The 18,053-nt window shown below is 63.7% G+C and carries 22 protein-coding genes; 12 read left to right on the top strand and 10 right to left on the bottom strand.

The annotated features are described in order from the left end of the window. Positions 1–37: 37 nt before the first annotated feature. Both ABG82_RS16625 and ABG82_RS16620 read left to right on the top strand, forming a co-directional pair. Positions 38–259, top strand: coding sequence for a membrane protein (locus ABG82_RS16625; protein ID WP_043078058.1), 222 nt, complete (start codon positions 38–40; stop codon positions 257–259). Between the two features lie 86 nt (positions 260–345). After that, a complete protein-coding gene (locus tag ABG82_RS16620; RefSeq protein ID WP_043078057.1) occupies positions 346–954 on the top strand; it encodes a GNAT family N-acetyltransferase in 609 nt (202 codons plus the stop codon). On the opposite strand, the gene ABG82_RS16615 is transcribed toward ABG82_RS16620, so the two are convergent. From ABG82_RS16615 to ABG82_RS16605, 3 genes are read right to left on the bottom strand one after another with little or no spacing between them, the layout of a single operon-like run. Then, complete coding sequence (locus ABG82_RS16615; protein ID WP_043078056.1) at positions 951–1,709, bottom strand: enoyl-CoA hydratase; 759 nt, start codon at positions 1,707–1,709, stop codon at positions 951–953. The genes ABG82_RS16620 and ABG82_RS16615 overlap by 4 nt on opposite strands. Then, the gene (locus ABG82_RS16610; protein ID WP_043078055.1) at positions 1,706–2,848 is read right to left on the bottom strand and encodes an acyl-CoA dehydrogenase family protein; all 1,143 of its coding nucleotides are present in this window, start codon (positions 2,846–2,848) and stop codon (positions 1,706–1,708) included. The genes ABG82_RS16615 and ABG82_RS16610 overlap by 4 nt, the downstream gene beginning before the upstream one ends. Then, the gene (locus ABG82_RS16605) at positions 2,845–4,053 is read right to left on the bottom strand and encodes an acyl-CoA dehydrogenase family protein (protein WP_078343264.1); all 1,209 of its coding nucleotides are present in this window, start codon (positions 4,051–4,053) and stop codon (positions 2,845–2,847) included. The genes ABG82_RS16610 and ABG82_RS16605 overlap by 4 nt, the downstream gene beginning before the upstream one ends. An 81-nt stretch (positions 4,054–4,134) precedes the next feature. Between ABG82_RS16605 and ABG82_RS16600 the strand changes: the two genes are divergently transcribed. After that, positions 4,135–4,404 (top strand): DUF2277 domain-containing protein, encoded by a 270-nt coding sequence (locus ABG82_RS16600; RefSeq protein ID WP_043078054.1) that lies wholly within the window; start codon positions 4,135–4,137, stop codon positions 4,402–4,404. A gap of 7 nt (positions 4,405–4,411) precedes the next feature. On the opposite strand, the gene ABG82_RS16595 is transcribed toward ABG82_RS16600, so the two are convergent. Beyond that, a complete protein-coding gene (locus tag ABG82_RS16595; RefSeq protein WP_043078053.1) occupies positions 4,412–5,020 on the bottom strand; it encodes a DUF3558 domain-containing protein in 609 nt (202 codons plus the stop codon). Positions 5,021–5,139: 119 nt separating this feature from the next. Between ABG82_RS16595 and ABG82_RS16590 the strand changes: the two genes are divergently transcribed. Genes ABG82_RS16590 through truB form a run of 4 tightly spaced genes read left to right on the top strand, consistent with a single transcriptional unit; the run spans position 5,140 to position 8,122 of the window. Then, on the top strand, positions 5,140–5,616 hold the full coding sequence (locus ABG82_RS16590; RefSeq protein ID WP_043078116.1) for a carboxymuconolactone decarboxylase family protein: 477 nt from the start codon (positions 5,140–5,142) through the stop codon (positions 5,614–5,616). 13 nt (positions 5,617–5,629) lie between these two features. After that, positions 5,630–6,583 (top strand): metallophosphoesterase family protein, encoded by a 954-nt coding sequence (locus ABG82_RS16585; RefSeq protein WP_043078052.1) that lies wholly within the window; start codon positions 5,630–5,632, stop codon positions 6,581–6,583. Between the two features lie 4 nt (positions 6,584–6,587). Next, positions 6,588–7,229 (top strand): 4'-phosphopantetheinyl transferase PptT, encoded by a 642-nt coding sequence (gene pptT / locus ABG82_RS16580; RefSeq protein ID WP_174544371.1) that lies wholly within the window; start codon positions 6,588–6,590, stop codon positions 7,227–7,229. Next, positions 7,226–8,122 carry a tRNA pseudouridine(55) synthase TruB gene (gene truB, locus ABG82_RS16575; RefSeq protein WP_078343262.1) on the top strand — a complete coding sequence of 299 codons (897 nt, stop codon included), beginning with the start codon at positions 7,226–7,228 and terminating at the stop codon, positions 8,120–8,122. The genes pptT and truB overlap by 4 nt, the downstream gene beginning before the upstream one ends. Before the next feature lie 3 nt (positions 8,123–8,125). On the opposite strand, the gene ABG82_RS16570 is transcribed toward truB, so the two are convergent. The 6 genes from ABG82_RS16570 to mntR all read right to left on the bottom strand — a co-directional run bounded on the left by ABG82_RS16570 (position 8,126) and on the right by mntR (position 12,191). After that, on the bottom strand, positions 8,126–8,866 hold the full coding sequence (locus ABG82_RS16570) for a hypothetical protein (protein ID WP_043078050.1): 741 nt from the start codon (positions 8,864–8,866) through the stop codon (positions 8,126–8,128). Then, a complete protein-coding gene (locus ABG82_RS16565) occupies positions 8,863–10,155 on the bottom strand; it encodes a polymorphic toxin type 37 domain-containing protein (RefSeq protein ID WP_043078049.1) in 1,293 nt (430 codons plus the stop codon). Before ABG82_RS16565 ends, ABG82_RS16570 begins: the two co-directional genes overlap by 4 nt. Position 10,156: 1 nt before the next feature. Then, on the bottom strand, positions 10,157–10,468 hold the full coding sequence (locus ABG82_RS16560; protein ID WP_078343261.1) for a WXG100 family type VII secretion target: 312 nt from the start codon (positions 10,466–10,468) through the stop codon (positions 10,157–10,159). 4 nt (positions 10,469–10,472) lie between these two features. Next, the gene (locus ABG82_RS16555; protein WP_043078048.1) at positions 10,473–10,790 is read right to left on the bottom strand and encodes a WXG100 family type VII secretion target; all 318 of its coding nucleotides are present in this window, start codon (positions 10,788–10,790) and stop codon (positions 10,473–10,475) included. 110 nt (positions 10,791–10,900) lie between these two features. Then, a complete protein-coding gene (locus ABG82_RS16550) occupies positions 10,901–11,467 on the bottom strand; it encodes a DUF4262 domain-containing protein (RefSeq protein WP_043078047.1) in 567 nt (188 codons plus the stop codon). Position 11,468: 1 nt separating this feature from the next. Beyond that, the gene (gene mntR / locus ABG82_RS16545) at positions 11,469–12,191 is read right to left on the bottom strand and encodes a manganese-binding transcriptional regulator MntR (protein WP_043078046.1); all 723 of its coding nucleotides are present in this window, start codon (positions 12,189–12,191) and stop codon (positions 11,469–11,471) included. Between the two features lie 77 nt (positions 12,192–12,268). Here mntR and ABG82_RS16540 point away from each other — a divergent pair, with 77 nt between their 5' ends. The 5 genes from ABG82_RS16540 to ABG82_RS16520 all read left to right on the top strand — a co-directional run bounded on the left by ABG82_RS16540 (position 12,269) and on the right by ABG82_RS16520 (position 18,039). Continuing rightward, positions 12,269–13,231 (top strand): bifunctional riboflavin kinase/FAD synthetase, encoded by a 963-nt coding sequence (locus tag ABG82_RS16540; protein ID WP_043078045.1) that lies wholly within the window; start codon positions 12,269–12,271, stop codon positions 13,229–13,231. Between the two features lie 124 nt (positions 13,232–13,355). Continuing rightward, positions 13,356–13,625: a 30S ribosomal protein S15 gene (rpsO, locus tag ABG82_RS16535; RefSeq protein WP_005057119.1), complete on the top strand. Its 270-nt coding sequence runs from the start codon at positions 13,356–13,358 to the stop codon at positions 13,623–13,625. A gap of 17 nt (positions 13,626–13,642) precedes the next feature. Then, on the top strand, positions 13,643–14,149 hold the full coding sequence (lppU, locus tag ABG82_RS16530; protein ID WP_078343260.1) for an LppU family putative lipoprotein: 507 nt from the start codon (positions 13,643–13,645) through the stop codon (positions 14,147–14,149). A gap of 286 nt (positions 14,150–14,435) precedes the next feature. Continuing rightward, entirely contained in the window at positions 14,436–16,709 is a 2,274-nt protein-coding gene (locus ABG82_RS16525) for a polyribonucleotide nucleotidyltransferase (RefSeq protein WP_043078044.1), read from the top strand. Continuing rightward, positions 16,693–18,039 (top strand): M16 family metallopeptidase, encoded by a 1,347-nt coding sequence (locus ABG82_RS16520; protein WP_179948708.1) that lies wholly within the window; start codon positions 16,693–16,695, stop codon positions 18,037–18,039. Before ABG82_RS16525 ends, ABG82_RS16520 begins: the two co-directional genes overlap by 17 nt. The last annotated feature ends 14 nt before the right edge of the window (positions 18,040–18,053 follow it).

The following is an 18,053-nucleotide window of genomic DNA, read 5'->3' as shown; positions in this document are numbered from 1 at the left end:
AGTATTCTGGTGTCGCTGGGTGAGGAGGTGTTTCGAAATGAACCTTGATCGATTTGCCGTATGGACCGGCTACTTCCTTGGGCTGATGTCGGTCACGATCACCGCGCTGGGTCTGGCGGCGTTGGCCTCCGGGCATCACGGCTGGGGAATGGTGGCGGCCATGGCATTACTGGTCACCGCGGGCCTGGGATTCGCGGTGGTCGGTGGCACGGTGCATCACGACCACAAGATCCATAAGGAGACGCCGCATCTGATGTAGGGGTGTGACGGCGACACCGGCGGGTGCTTCGTAGAATGTAGGCCTACCTAAGTTAGGCCTATCAATTGAACGGAGCCCCCTGGCCGATGAACAGCCCCACCGGTTACCGCATCACTCGCGAGAACACCGATGTGGCGGCCGAGGTCGTGGAGGCTGGGCCGCCGCCGATGCCCTCGTTCGGTGGCACTCGTTATGCGCTGCGCCGGGTAGATCCGCTGGGTTCGGACCCGGAGATGCTCAGTGAGTGGTTCGCGCGCCCACACTTGGTGCAGACGTGGGAACAGCCATGGTCGCCGACCCGATGGCAGGAAGACTCCTCCTACCGTCTGGCCGGCGACTATTCGCTGCCCTGCATTCTGTCGGTAGACGGAAGCGAGGTCGGCTACATCGAGCTGTACCGGGCCGCCCGTGACGAGATCGCAGGGATCTATCCGGCCCATGCGCATGACGTCGGGCTGCACGTCGCAACCGCGGACACCCGCCTATTGGGCCGCGGCGTTGTGTCAGCGTGGATAGGGTTGCTGCCCACGGCGATATACCAAGCCGATCCCGCCTGCCGGCGGATGATGATCGAACCGTCGGCGTCGAACACGCCGATGCGCAAAGCGCTCGACAGGATCGGTTGGACACTCTTGGGCGAGTTCGACATTCGGCCCGACCGCCGCATTGCGTTGTATCGAACCGAGCGTGCCTAGGCGTTCTGAGTGCGTCCGCGTTCCATGATGGCGGCGCGGCGGGCCTCCACACCCTCGGCGATCGAGTTCTGATCGATCCAACGGTGGGCATCGTCGAGGGCGACCTGGAGCCCGTCGCCGATGAGCTCGGACTCGATGCGGCGGTAGGACGCCAGCAATTCTCGGACCGCGGGCTGGTTGTTACCGGCGATGGTCGCGGCCAGCCGCTTGGCGGCGGGAAGTAGATCGTCGTGCGCCACCACTTCGGTCACCAGGCCTGCGCGCAGGGCATCCTCGGCCGAGAGGTAGTCGCCGGTCAGGCTCATGCGCCGGGCCAGGCCGCGTCCCACCGACAACGGCAGCAGTGTGGTCAGTCCCCAGGTGGGCAGGATGCCCACGCGTGCATGGGTATCGGCGAAACGTGCCTTTTCCGAGGCGATGAGGATGTCGCAGGCCAACGCCAGCTCCAGGCCGCCGGTCACGGCTGCGCCGTTGATGGCGCCGATGACCGGTTTGTTCAGCTCCGGCCACCACGGGTCCAGGGACTCGGCGCGGTCGCCGCTGCCCAGCTCCTTGAGGTCCACGCCGGCGCAGAACACCGGGTCTGCCGCAGTCAAAATCATCACATCGACGTTGTTGTCGGCGTCGGCCGCGGTGACAGCCTTGACGATTTCCTCACTGAGTGCGGTGCTCAGGGCGTTGCGTGCCTGTGGCCTGTTCAGGGTGATGGTGCAGATGCGGTCTTCGGTCTGGGTCAACAAAATCGGTTCGGTCATGCGTCGATTACCTCCTTGGCAATACGTTCGGCGTGGACGGCGCGCCCCCCAAAGAGGGCCGAATTGCTCACGGCGCGCTTGTAATACAGATGGGCCGGGTGCTCCCAGGTGAAACCGATGCCGCCGTGGCTCTGGATGGCCTTGGCGGTTACCTCTACCGCACCCGCCGATGCCACGTGCTGGGCGATGCTGGTGGCCAGCGCCGGGTCGTCGAGGCTTGGATCGTCATGTGACCAGGCCGCGTGGTAGGCGGCACCGCGTACGTTTCCGGTCGCAGCCGCCATATCGGCAAGCCGGTGCTTGACGGCCTGGAACGAACCGATGATCCGCCCGAACTGAACCCGGGACTTGGCGTATTCGGTTGTCACGTCCAGCATATGGGTGGCGAGGCCGGCCTGCTCGGCCGCCAGCACGGTGGCTGCCACATCGAGCGCCTTGGCCGCTGCCTCGCCGCCGCGTCCCTGCTCGCCGATCAAGCGTGCAGGGGTGGAGTTGAAATGGATGTTGGCCTGTCCCCGGGTTAGATCCAGGGTCGCCAACGAGTGCCGGTCGACTCCGGGTGCGTTGCCGTCGACCGCGAAAAGGGTTGGCCCGGAATCGGTATCGGCGAGCACCAGGATCACGTCGGCGGTAGCACCGTCGGGCACGTGCTCGGTGTCACCGGTGAGCTTCCAGCCGTCGGCGTCGGGTTCGGCGGAGACGGTGATGGCGTCGGCCAGTCGGGTGCGCCCGCCGGCCAGCGTGATGGTCTTTTCGCCGGCGGCCAGCGCGGGCACCCACTCGGCCAGGGCGTCGTCGTCGCCACTGGATACCAGGGCGGTGGCGCCCAGGGCAGCACTGGATATCCACGGCAGGCACGCCAGCGCGCGACCCAGTTCCTCTGCCACGATGGACAATTCGATGACACCCAGCCCGCCACCGCCATGTTTTTCGGGCAGGCTCAAGCCAACCACGCCCAGCTCCGAACCGAATGCGCGCCAAGCGTTCAGATCGATAGTCCCGGCATCGGCGACGTGGCGGACGTGTTCGGGCGTCCAGACCTGGTCGCACCAGCTGCGTACCAGCGAACGCAGGTCGCGGTGTTCTTCGGTGAACTCGAACTCACTCACCCGGATTTGATTGTCGTCGTTGGCACTCATCCGCGGGGCACGTCCTTCCAGGCTTTGTCGGTATCGACCCGGATATCGCCGGGTAATCCGAGAACGCGTTCCCCGATGATGTTGCGCATCACGTCGGAGGTACCGCCTTCGATGGTGTTGGCCTTGGAGCGGAGGAAGGCCCACATGGTGTCGGCGCGCCGGTCATCCTCGACGACGCGCCGCATGTCGTAGGAGGCGTACAAGGTGGCCTCGATGCCTAGCAGTTCCACGCAGAAGTCGTAGATCTGCTGATTGAGTTCGGCGCCCATCAGCTTGCCGATCGATCCCTCCGGACCCATGGGGGCGTCGCCCTGCGCGGCGATCCGCATCTGCGTGCCGTAGCGGTTACCTTCCGAGCGCACAAAGAGGTTGGTGAGTTTGGCCCGCAGCTCCGGGGTGTGCAGATCGGGTCGCTGCTTCCACAGGTTCAGGGCGTTGCCGATTGAACCGCCGCCGCGGCCATGGTCAAACGCGCCACCCAGGGCGCTGCGCTCGTTCATCAACGTGGTCATCGACACCCGCCAGCCATCGCCTTCATTACCCAGGCGGTGCGCGTCGGGGATGCGAACGTCGCTGAGGTACACCTCGTTGAATTCGGCGTCGCCGGTCATCTGGCGCAGCGGACGGACCTCGACACCGGGATCGGTCATGTCCGCCACAAAGTAGGTCAGCCCGCGATGCTTGGCCACATCCGGATTGCTGCGGGCCACCAGCAGTGCCCAGCGGGCCTGATGGGCGCCCGAGGTCCACACCTTCTGGCCGTTGATCACCCAATCGTCGCCGTCGCGGACCGCGCGGGTGGCCAGACCTGCCAGATCCGACCCGGCGCCCGGTTCACTGAACAGCTGACACCACAGTTCTTCGCCGGTGAACAGCGGTCGCAAGATCCGCTGGGTAAGTTCCGGCTGACCGTGGGCAAGTACCGTGGGCGCCGCCATGCCGTAGCCAATGACATTGACAAACAAGGGATCTGGCATGCCTGCAGCGCGCAAAATGGTGTCGGAGACGGCTTGCAGCGCCGGGGGAGCGTCCAGGCCACCGAGGCCGACCGGGAAATGTACCCAGGCCAGGCCCGCGTCGTAGACGGCGCCCAGCAGTTCGGTGACGGGCGTGGTGGCTGGGGGATGTTTGGCGAGCACCTCGTGCGCGGCGGCGGCGATACGCTCGCGTAGCACGTTAGACGGCTCCGATGACGTCACTGGCATGACTTACGTATACACGCGCACAGGAACTAACCGGTGGGTGGGGCATGGCGTCTTCCGGAATGTCTTTCTACTGTCATAGGTATGTGCAGGAACATCACCGAGCTGCGCGGGCTTGAACCTGCGGCAACGGATCAGGAGATCGAGGCTGCGGCGCGGCAATACGTGCGCAAGGTCAGCGGAATCCAGAAGACCTCCGATGCCAATCGGGAGGCATTCGAGCTAGCGGTGGCTGAGGTGACCGCCACGACGCTACGGCTGCTGGAGTCGTTGCCGGCGCGGCGTCAACCGCCCAAGACGGTGCCTCCGTTACGCAGGCCCGAGGTGTTGGCCCGCGTCGCGGCGCGAGGCTGAGGCGGTCTCAGAACTTGTAGGCGGGCACGAGAATATTTGCCATGCGCCGGTTTTCCACGAGACAGCCGGGGCCGTCGGGAGAGTACTTCTGCGACGCGTAGTACAGCGACTGTTGAACCACGCCGTAACTCGTCTTGAACGTGATCATGCACGATACCCACCACTGATTGTTCCAGTCGGTTGGCTTCATGATGTTGTACTCGGCGGCGCGGTGACCGGCGATGGTCGTTTCCACGCCGTCGGCGGGCAACGAGTCTTCATAGGTGCGCCAGACGATCGCTTCGACCGCCAGCTGATAGTTGTTGCGCGAGTCGTAACGGCAGCGCAGTCCTTCTTCAGGTGCGGGCGGAGTCTGGTCGAGGCCCGCCGCGGCGATCACCGAATTGGGGATATCGAAGCAGGGGTCGAAGGGGCGCGGATCGGTGACCGGGACGACCGGCCACTTGATGGTGGTGGTGGCACCGGTGTTCATGGGCGCGGTGGAGAACCTGAGCTGAACCGGTGTGCGCGCGGTGTGCTCAGTGGGGGCGGTGCGCCAGACGACAACGATGCTCAGCGCCAGCGCCACCAGGGCGACGCAGAATCCGGCGCGGACAAGGGCTGCCCGTGGGGCCATGCGAAGTCACCTCAATCTGGTCGGCCGCGGTGCGCCGAAGTCTAGCGGTGCGCCTCGTCGTCTCCTACGGAACATCGAAAACACTAGAACACGTTCTAGTGCGGGCGTATCGTGACGCCATGGCACGAATTGGGAATTATGCGGACGATGATGTGGCCGGCTGGCTGATGGGCGCACCCGAGATGGCGCCCGGTTTCGCCGGGTTTTCCGATGCGGTGTACAACCGCAGCCGGCTTCCGCTCGGGGTGCGCGAGCTTGCCCGTATGGCGGTGGCCTTTGCGAATGAGTGCTCGGTGTGTCAGAACACCCGTTTCGTTCAGAGCGGCGAGCTAGACGGGGATTTCTACGCCGAAGCCGAGCAGTGGCGCACCTCGCCGCAGTACAGCGAGGCGGAGCGAACGGCCGCAGAATTCGCGCACCGCTTCGCCACCGACCACGTCGGCCTGCGCGAGGACGACGAATTCTGGGAGCGGGCGCGCGAGCACTTCGACGACGGGCTGCTGACGGACCTGGCGTTGTCCTGCGCGTTCTGGGTCGGAAGCGGACGCGCGCTGCGCGTTCTCGACGTGGGGCAGAGCTGCAAGATAAACCTGTAGGTACATTGGCCGGATGACGCAGGAACGCGAGCCCAGACTCTGGGCCATCAGTGACCTGCATGTGGGGCAGTCGGCCAACAAGTCGGTTCTCGAGGAACTGCATCCGGCTTCACCCGAGGACTGGTTGATCGTCGCCGGGGACGTGGCCGAGCGCAGCGATGACATCCGGGCTGCGCTGGATCTGTTGCGGCGCAGGTTCAGCAAGGTGATCTGGGTGCCCGGCAACCACGAACTGTGGACAACGGCGCGCGACCCGATGCAGATCTTCGGGCAGTCCCGGTACGACTATCTGGTCAACATGTGCGATGAAATGGGTGTGATCACCCCGGAGCATCCGTATCCGGTATGGGTGGAGCAGGGTGGCCCCGCGACCATCGTGCCGATGTTTGTGTTGTACGACTACACATTTCTGCCGGAGGGGGCCAACACCAAGGCCGAGGGGCTCAAGATCGCCCGCGATCGCAATGTGGTGGCCACCGATGAATTCTTGCTCTCCAGTGAGCCTTTCGCGACACGCGATGCATGGTGCCGAGACCGGTTGCGGTACACCCGTAAGCGGCTGGAGGATCTCGACTGGATGACGCCGACGGTTCTGGTGAACCATTTTCCGCTGGTACGTGAACCCTGTGACGCGTTGTTCTATCCGGAGTTTTCGTTGTGGTGTGGAACCACCGAAACAGCGGATTGGCACACCCGCTATAACGCGGTGTGCTCGGTGTACGGACATCTGCACATTCCCCGCACCACCTGGTATGACGATGTCCGGTTCGAAGAGGTATCGGTTGGTTATCCGCGGGAATGGGCTCAGCGCAGACCGTATTCGTGGCTTCGGCAGATCCTGCCCGCCCCGCACTATCCGCCCGGCTACCTCAATGAGTTCGGCGGTCACTTCGAGATCACCGAGCAGATGAGAGTGGCGGCCAAACGATTCCGTGAGCGACTTGCCAAGGAGCGTGCCAGTGACTGATGAGTTGATCGCCTCGGTGGTTCCCGATGCGCTGTCGTCGGCTGAGTTGTATGACGATCCTCCCGGTCTGGTACCGCTGCCCGAGGAGGAACCGCTGATCGCCAAGTCGGTGGCCAAGCGGCGCAACGAATTCATCACCGTGCGCTACTGCGCGCGGCAGGCGCTGTCTGTGCTGGGTGTTCCCGAGGTGCCGATTCTCAAGGGGGACAAGGGGCAACCGCTATGGCCCAGCGGGGTTGTGGGCAGCATGACGCACACCGAGGGTTTTCGTGGCGCGGTTGTGGGGCGCACGGGTGAGGTGCGGTCAGTGGGTATAGACGCCGAGCCGCACGACGTGCTGCCCAATGGTGTGCTCAAGTCGATCGCGCTGCCCGAGGAAAGGGACGCGCTGGCTGCGTTGCCGACCGGCACGCATTGGGACCGGCTGCTGTTCTGCGCCAAGGAGACTACGTATAAGGCCTGGTTCCCGCTGACCAGCCGCTGGCTGGGTTTCGAGGATGCTCACATAACGCTTGACCCGGATGGAACGTTCACCTCGCACATCCTGATAGACGGCAAGGCCAGCGATGGCAGCGTACTGTCGACCTTCGATGGGCGGTGGATCATCGATAAAGGCCTGATTCTGACCGCGATCGTGGTGCCGTGACCGATCCGCTGAGCCGCGCCGGCCTGGTGATCGTCGACAAGCCAGCCGGGATGACAAGCCACGACGTGGTATCGCGCTGCCGCAGAATGTTTTCCACCCGCAAGGTAGGGCATGCCGGGACCCTTGACCCGATGGCCACCGGGGTGCTGGTCATCGGGATCGAGCGGGCCACCAAGATCATGGGACTACTGACGTTGACGACCAAGTCGTACGCGGCGACCATCCGATTCGGTCAGAGCACAAGTACTGATGATGCCGAAGGTGAGGTATTGCAGGCAGTTTCGGCATCACATCTGACTGACGCGGATATCCAGGCAGCTGTCGCAAGGCTCCGCGGCGATATCGATCAGGTGCCGTCGTCGGTGAGCGCGATCAAGGTTGACGGACAGCGCGCGTACAAGCTGGCGCGTGAGGGGCAGTCGGTCGAGCTGGCCGCGCGTCCGGTGCGTATCTCCCGCTTCGACGTGTTGGCGGTGCGAGGCTCGGGCGAGGATCTGGTCGATGTGGACGTGGAAGTCGACTGCAGCTCGGGGACCTACATTCGTGCGCTCGCCCGGGATGCGGGGGCCGCGCTCGGTGTGGGCGGGCACCTGACGGCACTGCGGCGCACCAGAGTTGGTGATTTCGGGCTGGATCGAGCCCGCACGCTCGAGGAGCTGGCCGAGGACGCGACATTGTCGCTCGACCTGGACACCGCATGTCGCGAGGGATTTCCCCGGCGCGACCTTGATGCCGCAGAGGTCGACGCGGTGCGTAACGGCCGACCGCTATCTCCGGCGGGGATCGAGGGCACCTACGCCGCGGTCGATGCCGAGGATCATGTCATCGCGCTCCTGGCGGACAAGGGTTCTCGCACCACATCGGTTGTTGTGCTGCGGCCTGCGAATCTGTAGAGATCACCCGAAGATGGGCTTATGCCACCACCATTTCGGGTCGCTGAACCAAGGTCCGAAGTTGCCCGAGTTCAGAACTCGCAGTTCTGTCATGTCGATGTTGTATCGCTCGTACAGTGCGGGAAACTCGGACAACTCCGATTCGTCGCCGATATTGACGTTCACGCTGATGTAGAGAGTGTCGCCTCGGCCCCGGTAGCAGTCGACTTGAGGGTTCTTATCCAGCCATTCGAAGAATGCGGCTTCATCGAGTTCGGAGTAGTAGCGGACGCCCGTAGCTTTGAGGACAGCATTGTCCTCCTTCATAAATTCCGATATTTCGACTGGTGGCCACATGTTTGCATGAGTACCCGCGTTTCCTGCTGCCCACTCGTGGTTAGTGTTGTCCGAAAATTCGTGTTTTTCACCCAGGCGAGGACCGTCTTTCACAGTTGAGTCGGTGCCAAACACTTCGTTGTACCACCAGCGTTCAGGGCTACTGAACCAATCGCCAAGTCGCCCCGTGTTTAGAACACGCAGCTCTCTTGGGTCGATGCGGTACCGGCGGTATAGCGCTGCAAGCTCGTGTAATGCCTCCTCATCCAAGGTGTCGACGATTACCTTGATGTACAACGTAAATCGCTGCCCTTGGTAAGAATCGACACTGGGTATCTTGTTAAGCCATTCGAAGAACGCGGCCTCGTCGAAGGACATCTGATACTGAACGCCCGTGGCTTCGAGCATCACATTGTTCACGTCATTCATCGTGTGTGTCCTCCTGGGTAGGCATCCTTGATCTTTTTGCCGTTCTTGTCGATCACGTCCCAGTGCGGACCGCCGTGTGCGTCTCCAGGGCGAGCTGGCGAGCCCGGTCCAGTAGGTACCCAAACGTTCCCATCGGCGTCCTCCCATCCGAAGCGATTCTTGCCTCTGGCGCTGGGGTTTGGCACCCACCTGTCACCGGCTTTGGGTGGCACGAAGCCCTCTGCTGTGCCCGGCTGGCCGGGCGCCTTTGAGCCTGCCTTGTCGAACGCATCACCCGGTGGCTTGTAGTTCGAGTAGACGGTCGTCTCGCCGGTAATCGTCGCGATCGACAATCCGATGATCGCGCCGAGCCCCGCGGCGGTGACTGATCCGGCGCTAAAGGTGATGCCGCTCAACGTTGCAAGGAATGGACGGATGCACGCCGCGAGGGCAGATGCGCAGGCGTCCACCGCTGTGGCTGCGATCTCCCCACCTCCCGCGACGGCACGCCCGCGAGTGATGACGGCCATTGCGGCGATAGCCGCTATCCCGACACCGAGAGTGCTGGCGATCGCGAACTGCTCATCCGAGCGCAACTGGGTGACTGCCGCGTAATGGGCGGTCGTTGAGGTGGCGAGATCGCTTGCGGCTAGCTTGATTCTGCCCGCACTTGTCGAGAGTGTCGTGAGATGATCGCTGAGGTTTGGAATGTCGGGCGCATGAAAATTCCCCAATGCGGTGGCCGATAGCCTGAGATCCGACTCACCTCTGGAAATGGCATCGTTGTCTGCGAATGCCTTCCACGCCTTGGCCGCATGATCGAGCTTGTCCGTGTCGCCGTCCGGGATCTCTCCGCCCGCCACCTGTGCGATAACTTTCCGGTATAGGTCGGGTACGTCTGTCTCTAGGCCGGGTCCGTTGTGTCTTGATGATGCCACGCCGACAACAACGTCTGCCCCATAAGGCAATTCGGAGGGAATCGTACGAGGACAAGCCGGGCCCGTTCCCTTGTTGGGATCGCGGTTTGCGCGCCAATCGGCGATGGCCCAGTTGTATCCCGCTGCGATGAGAACATCTCCCAGGCGTTGCAGCGCTCGTGCATATTCGGTGGTCGCGGTTGTGAGAGCCGCGGCACGATCGTCATAGCCCGAAGACCATGTCTTGACTGCTTGGTAACCGCCCGCCATACCACTGGTTTCCAAGGTGAGTACACGTGAAAGAGGTTTGAACGCAGCCTGGATATCAACCGACAGCTTGTAGCAAGTATTCGCGGCCGCGTAATACGCCGCTGATTCGACGACAACAGGCACGTCAACCCCTCGTCATTCGGAGATTGGCTTCCTGTGCCTCCGAGTACGCGCCATGAGCGGTTCGCGCGGCCTGTTCCATCTGGTTCAGTCCCTCAACGAGTTCGCGCGCCGCCTCGGCCCACTCTTTGTGTGCCTCGGCGTATGCGGCGGCAGCGGCACCAGTCCACTGCCCGCTCTGCACCAGCTTCTGCACACGCGACTCCAGCTGATCAAGGTTCTCGGTGACAAATTCCTTGAAACCCCGGGCGCGCGAAGTGACCTGCTCGATGTGGTCGAGATCAAAGGAGAACTCAGATTCCACGTGAGTGGCCACAGCGTCAGCCCGCCTGGGTCGAGTTGATGGATGATGCCGTCGAAGCCTCTTGAGCCTGGAATGCGGCCACGTTGGAGTCCAATGTGGAGGCGATGTTAGCGAGCGTATCCCATACTTTCGTTGCACCGTCCTGCATTTCGTCCCAGCCGGACCGATAGGCATCCGCGGCGCTGCCCTTCCAGACGCTGAACAACGACTGGACCTCGCGATCCAGCGCCGTTGATCCTGCCCTCATTTGGTCCGCGAGGTCGGAGGCGAACTTGCCCAGCGCGCTGACTTCATCGATTACCACCTGCAGCGGTACGTCACCGGCTGACGTCATTACCTCGCCCTTCCCTGGGGTCTATGCGCTCTTACATACATCCGACGCGCCTAGTGAGGATCCGGTTCCGTCTTTTTTGCGGAAGTTGAGAACCTCCGAAAACCCCAGCTCTAACCGCGGATCCACCTGCTGGGCGGATGCAGCTCCCGCGGCATCCACATGAGGGGCTGCCGATCGTCGAAATGCGGATCGAGCTCGGGGTTCCCGGGAAAACACCCCGCGCCGTCGGGCCACAGGATCTGCAGATACCGCACATGGTTGGTGCGGTTGAACCACAGTCCGAAACCGAACTCGTTGTCGTACCAGCTGGGGTCGATGGGGGAGAGTTTGACGCGGTAGTCGTCCACGTCGGGTAGCGCGAGCACATCGGCGAAGGTCTCGCCGACCTGCAACACCCGCCCTTCTTGTGCCTGCTTGGCCACGGCATTGAGTGCGCGCTGCATCATCGTGACGTCATTGACCCCGTAGATCGCCAACTCCGGTAACCGCATGGTGTGCCACAGCCCGACGGTGTACGCGAACGGTGGGCCCTCTTCTGACGATGTGGGCCCGATTCCCAGTGCGCTCCAACCGTATTTGGTGACGCTGCCGATGATGTCGCGATCGCTGTCGTTGTACTGATCGCGGTCGCCGTAGTCGACGCACAGTAGGCACGCACACGCCGAGTGGTCGGCCATTTCAGTCGAGTACGACCCAAATCGATTGTGCTGCAGGGTTTCCCAGTTCCAGCTTCTTTTCGCCGGCGGCTGGGCTATCGCTGTCGATCGATACCGAGATGGTGCCGGCGAAGTCGCGCCGTTCATCTACCGTGACGCGTGCATCCAGTGCCACGCCTACCGTGTCGAAGTAGCGCAGCATCTCTGGATCCGAATCGGAGATTCGGGCTACCACGCCGGTATCGCCGTTGGCGCAGTCCGATAGCTGGCGGGCCGGGGGAGTGGGTACCTGTCCGTCGGCACCCGGAATCGGATCCCCGTGCGGGTCACGCTGCGGGTGACCGAGTTTGGCGTCGATCTTGGCCAACAGCAGATCGGAGACCGCGTGCTCGAGCACCTCGGCCTCGTCATGCACCTCATCCCAGCCGTAGCCGAGCTCGTTGACCAGATAGGTCTCCAGTAGCCGGTGTCTGCGCACCATGAGCACCGCAGCCTTACGGCCCTGCTCGGTCAACGTCACCGCGCCGTACTTCTCGTGATCCACCAGGCCTTGATCGGCCAGCTTGCGAATGGATTCGGAGGCAGTGCTCGCCGACACGCCCATGCGCTCGGCCAACATTTTGGTGCTGACCTTTTCGTGCGACCACTCCTGCGCGGTCCAGATCACCTTCAAGTAATCCTGGGCGACCGTCGTCAGATCGGTGTCGGCGGATCCGGCGGGTCGGTCGGATCGAGTGGGGCTCACGAAGGTAAGCCTAGTCAGGGAATGACGACCCACAGCCAAGTCGGCCGTCTCACAGCTTCCGAAGTAGGCTTTAGGCCGTGCAACGCTGGCGCGGGCAAGACGAAATCCCGTCCGACTGGGGTCGGTGCGTACTGACGATCGGTGTTTTCGACGGTGTACACCGAGGTCACGCCGAACTCATCGGGCGCGCTGTGAAGGCGGCACGTGAGCTGAATCTGAAGAGCGTCGTGATGACGTTCGATCCGCACCCGATGGAAGTCGTGTTCCCCGGAACCCATCCGGCGCAGCTCACCACCTTGACCCGGCGCGCTGAGCTCGCCGAGGAACTGGGCGTCGACGTCTTCTTGGTGGTGCCCTTCACTCCCGAGTTCATGAAGCTCTCTCCCGAGCGCTATGTGCACGAACTGCTGGTTGAGCGTCTACACGTCGCCGAGGTGGTGGTCGGGGAGAATTTCACCTTCGGCAAGAAGGCCGCCGGAAACGTTCACATGCTTAAGAAGGCGGGCGAGCGTTTCGGCTTCAAGGTCGACGCGGTCACCCTCGTCACCGAACACGCGGTGACGTTCTCGTCGACCTATATCCGGTCGTGCGTGGACGCCGGCGACATGGTGGCGGCCACCGAGGCGCTGGGGCGTCCCCACCGAGTGGAGGGCGTCGTCGTGCGCGGCGACGGTCGCGGTCGTGAGCTGGGCTTTCCGACCGCCAATGTGGCGCCCCCCATGTTCTCGGCCATCCCCGCCGACGGGGTGTACGCGGCCTGGTTCACTCTGCTCGGACACGGTCCGACCATGGGTACCGTCGTGCCCGGTGAGCGCTATCAGGCAGCGGTCTCTGTGGGGAGCAACCCGACGTTCTCGGGTAAGGCCCGCACCGTCGAGGCCTTCATTCTCGACACCACGGCCGATTTGTACGGCCAGCATGTGGCGGTCGATTTTGTGGCGCGGATCCGCAGCATGGAGAAGTTCAACGCCATCGACGACCTGGTTGTGGCGATGGGCAAGGACGCCGAGAAGGCCCGCACGATTTTGGCCCGCAGCTGACCAGGCGCTAAACTCCTTGCTCGGCGTGAGCTGCAGTTCGCGGTGGCCCGCCGGAGATCTTTGTCGCGAACCCCAAAAATGAGCTCTTGCGCGAAAACCGCAAGGGCGGATGGAGATGCCTGCCGTGTCATTGACCACTGAGCAGAAGAAGGAAATCCTCGCCCAGTACGGGCTGCACGAGACCGACACCGGTTCCCCCGAGGCGCAGGTCGCGATGCTGACCAAGCGCATTGTCGATCTAACCGAGCACCTCAAGACCCACAAGCACGACCACCACAGCCGTCGTGGTCTGCTGCTGCTGGTCGGCCGTCGCCGCCGGCTGCTCAAGTACGTCGCCAAGGTTGACGTCGCGCGCTACCGCTCGCTGATCGAGCGCCTGGGCCTGCGCCGCTGATTTTGGTTTCCCCTCGATTGGGCCGCCCCGGCAATTCAGCCGCGGCGTCCATCGCTTTCCTCACTATCGGTGTGGCGCTGCTGTCGGCGTGTTCGGCAGCAGCGGCCACCGATGGCTTGGCTGTGGGCGATTGTGTCAATCTCAGCGGTGGCGATAACCAGGCCAAGCTGGTCAAGGAACCATGCGGCAGCCCGAAGTCGAATTTCAAAGTCTTCGCCAAGACCGCGACCGATGCTGAGTGCCCGCGCGACGCCGACTCTTCGTACTACGCCAAACGCGGATTCGGCCGCAAGAGCCAGGCACTGTGCCTGGACATCGACTGGGTGGTTGGCAGCTGTATGGACGTACCGGACAAGTGGGACGGCGACCCGGTACGTGTCGATTGCGACGACCGGCGCGCCCAGAACAAGAAACGTGTCACCCAGGTTCTCCACGACGTCTCCACCGCAGACGACTGCATCACCGGACTTGGCTACCCGTACGTGGACCGCAACTTCACCGTGTGCGTGGAAGAACTGCCCTGATCAAGCTGCATGGCCGCAAACGCCGCAGGTGGTAGGGTGTGTGCGTTGTCATGCTGGTCCCGCCGGGTAACGGGCGGTCTTCGGTAGTGGCTGCCGGGTTCGGTGCTTGTGCTCTCCGCGCAAGCAACACATCGATCTCCGGCCGCTTCGATCGAACGGCCGTGGCCGATCACCTTCCGGGTCCACCTCGCGCTGGTACGTCCGCGCGCTGACCGCGTGATGGCACGCATGCCCGATGCAGCCACGTGCTGCCAACTGAGAATGTATGAGAGGTATTCCAGAACTTATGTCTGTTACAGAAATTGAAGAAGGCATCTTCGAGTCCACCGCCGTTCTTGACAACGGGAACTTCGGCACCCGCACCATCCGATTCGAGGCCGGGCGGCTGGCCCAGCAGGCCGCCGGCTCCGTCGTCGCCTACCTGGACGACGAGACCATGCTGTTGTCGGCGACCACCGCCAGCAAGACCCCCAAGGATCATTTCGACTTCTTCCCGCTGACCATTGATGTCGAAGAGCGGATGTACGCCGCGGGCCGCATCCCCGGCTCGTTCTTCCGTCGCGAGGGCCGTCCGTCCACCGACGCCATCCTGACCTGTCGCCTGATCGACCGGCCGCTGCGCCCGTCGTTCGTCAGCGGACTGCGCAACGAGATCCAGGTCGTGGTGACGGTGCTGAGCCTGAACCCGCAGGACCTGTACGACGTGTTGGCCATCAACGCCGCATCGGCGTCCACCCAGATCTCCGGGCTGCCCTTCTCGGGCCCGGTCGGCGGTGTGCGGGTCGCGCTGATCGACGGACAGTGGGTTGCGTTCCCCACCGTCGAGCAGCTGGAGACCGCGGTGTTCGACATGGTGGTCGCGGGCCGCAAGGTCGGCGACGACGTCGCCATCATGATGGTCGAGGCCGAGGCCACCGATAACGTCATCGCCCTCGTGGACGGTGGCGCGGGCGCGCCGACCGAAGCAGTGGTCGCCGAGGGGCTCGAGGCCGCCAAGCCGTTCATCGCCGCACTGTGCACCGCGCAGGAAGAGCTGGCGAGCCGTGCCGCCAAGCCCACCGGCGAGTTCCCGCTGTTCCCCGACTACCAGGACGACGTGTACGCCGCCGTCGCGTCGGTGGCCACCGAGCCGCTGTCGCAGGCGCTGTCCATCGCGGGCAAGGCCGAGCGCGATGACAAGACCGACGAGATCAAGGTCGACGTGCTGGGCCGGCTGCAGGAGGGCTTCGACGGGCGCGAGAAGGAAATCGGTGCCGCGTTCCGCTCGCTCACCAAGAAGCTTGTGCGCCAGCGCATTCTGAAGGATCAGTTCCGCATCGATGGCCGCGGTGTCACCGACATCCGCGCCCTCTCGGCCGAGGTCGCCGTGATCCCGCGCGCTCACGGCAGCGCACTGTTCGAGCGTGGCGAGACCCAGATCATGGGTGTGACCACCCTGGACATGATCAAGATGGCTCAGCAGGTCGACTCGCTCGGTCCCGAGACCACCAAGCGCTACATGCATCACTACAACTTCCCGCCGTTCTCCACCGGTGAGACCGGCCGCGTTGGCTCGCCGAAGCGTCGCGAGATTGGGCACGGCGCTCTCGCTGAGCGCGCGCTCATCCCGGTGCTGCCGAGCGTCGAGGAGTTCCCCTACGCCATCCGTCAGGTCTCCGAGGCCCTGGGCTCCAACGGTTCCACCTCGATGGGTTCGGTCTGTGCCTCCACCCTGGCGCTGCTGAACGCCGGTGTGCCGCTGAAGGCCCCGGTCGCCGGTATCGCCATGGGTCTGGTGTCCGATGACATCGAACTCGCCGACGGCACCACCGAGCGTCGCTTTGTCGCGCTCACCGACATCCTGGGCGCCGAGGATGCGTTCGGCGACATGGACTTCAAGGTCGCCGGTACCAAGGACTTCGTCACCGCCCTGCAGCTGGACACCAAGCTCGACGGCATCCCTTCGCAGGTGCTGGCCGCCGCGCTGTCGCAGGCCAAGGATGCTCGCAGCACCATCCTTGAGGTCATGGCCGAGGCGATCGACGCTCCCGACGAGATGAGCCCGTACGCGCCGCGTATCACCACCATCAAGGTGCCGGTCGACAAGATCGGCGAGGTGATCGGGCCCAAGGGCAAGATGATCAACTCGATCACCGAGGAGACCGGCGCCAACATCTCGATCGAGGATGACGGCACCGTGTTCGTCGGTGCGGCCGATGGTGCGTCGGCGCAGGCCGCGATCGACAAGATCAACGCGATCGCCAACCCGCAGCTGCCGAAGATCGGTGAGCGCTTCCTCGGAACCGTCGTCAAGACAACCGATTTCGGCGCGTTCGTCTCGCTGCTCCCGGGGCGCGATGGTCTGGTGCACATCAGCAAGCTCGGTAAGGGCAAGCGGATCGCCAAGGTCGAGGACGTGGTCAAGGTCGGCGACAAGATCCAGGTCGAGATCGCCGACATCGACAACCGCGGCAAGATCTCGCTGGTCCCCGTCGCCGACGACAACGCCGCCGACGCCCCCGAGGCTGCCGGCAGTGACGCCCCCGCGGAGGCCCAGCCGGCAGATGCCGTCACCCAGTAAGGTCCCCGGCGCGGGGTCCGAGTCTCTTCGCGCAAGCGGCTCATCGGTACGCCGCACAGTTCTTCCTGGTGGACTCCGAGTGGTCACCGAGGCAATGCCCTCGGTGCGCTCGGCGTCCGTCGGGGTGTGGGTCGATGTCGGCTCGCGCGATGAGGGCCGCAGCGTGGCTGGCGCCGCGCATTTCCTTGAACACTTGCTGTTCAAGTCGACGCCGACCCGGTCGGCGGCAGATATCGCGCAGTCGATTGATGCTGTCGGTGGGGAGCTGAACGCCTTCACTGCACGCGAGCAGACCTGTTACTACGCGCACGTGCTGGATACCGACCTGGAGCTGGCCATCGACTTGGTGGCCGACGTGGTCCTGCGTGGCCGATGCGCGAGTGACGATGTCGAGGTGGAGCGCGATGTCGTGCTCGAAGAGATCGCGATGCGTGACGACGATCCCGAGGACCTGCTTGGGGAGGCGTTTCTCGGCGCGCTGTTCGGTGATCATCCGATCGGTCGCAGTGTGCTGGGTAGCTCCGAGTCGATATCGTCGATGACGCGAACCCAGCTGCACTCGTTTCACGTGCGGCGGTACCGTCCCGAACGGATGGTGCTCGCGGTAGCCGGCAACATCGAACACGATCGGGTAGTCCGGTTGGCGCGCAAGTATTTCAAGTCCCATCTGGACCCGTCGGTACGGACCGTTGCCCCGCGCAAGGGGAGCGGCCGGGTCGCGGCCAAACCGGGGCTGGAATTGGTCTCGCGCGACGGTGAACAGGTGCACCTGTCGTTGGGTGTCCGTACCCCCGGGCGTGGCTGGAAGCACCGTTGGGCGCTGTCGGTACTTAACAGCGCACTCGGTGGTGGACTCAGTTCTCGTCTGTTCCAAGAGATTCGTGAGCAGCGTGGGCTGGTGTACGCGGTGTATTCGACGGTGGACACCTTCTCTGACGCCGGTGCGCTGTCGGTGTACGCGGGCTGCTCACCCGAGCGATTCGACGAGGTGGCCAAGGTGACCTCGCAGGTGCTGGGAGCGGTGGTGCAGGACGGATTCACCGCGGCGGAGATCGACCGCGCCAAGGGCGCGCTATCCGGCGGACTTGTTCTTGGGCTTGAAGATTCGGCATCGCGAATGAACCGGATGGGCCGCAGCGAGCTGAACAACGGTAAGCACCGCACGATTTCCGCCACATTGGCGAAGATTGACGCGGTGACGGCCGACGAGGTCAATGCCATCGCCCGTCAGCTGCTCAGCAAGCCCGCCGGAGCGGCGGTGGTCGGACCGTACCGATCCAAGCGGACGTTGCCGCGCACGTTGCGCGCGATGATTGAATCCGCAAGCTAGGTAACGTCCGGGAA

The organism is Mycobacteroides immunogenum, from assembly GCF_001605725.1.
GTDB classification, from domain to species: Bacteria; Actinomycetota; Actinomycetes; order Mycobacteriales; family Mycobacteriaceae; genus Mycobacterium; species Mycobacterium immunogenum.
The sequence above is the reverse complement of the archived record's forward strand: the minus strand, read 5'-3'. Positions and strand labels throughout refer to the sequence as shown.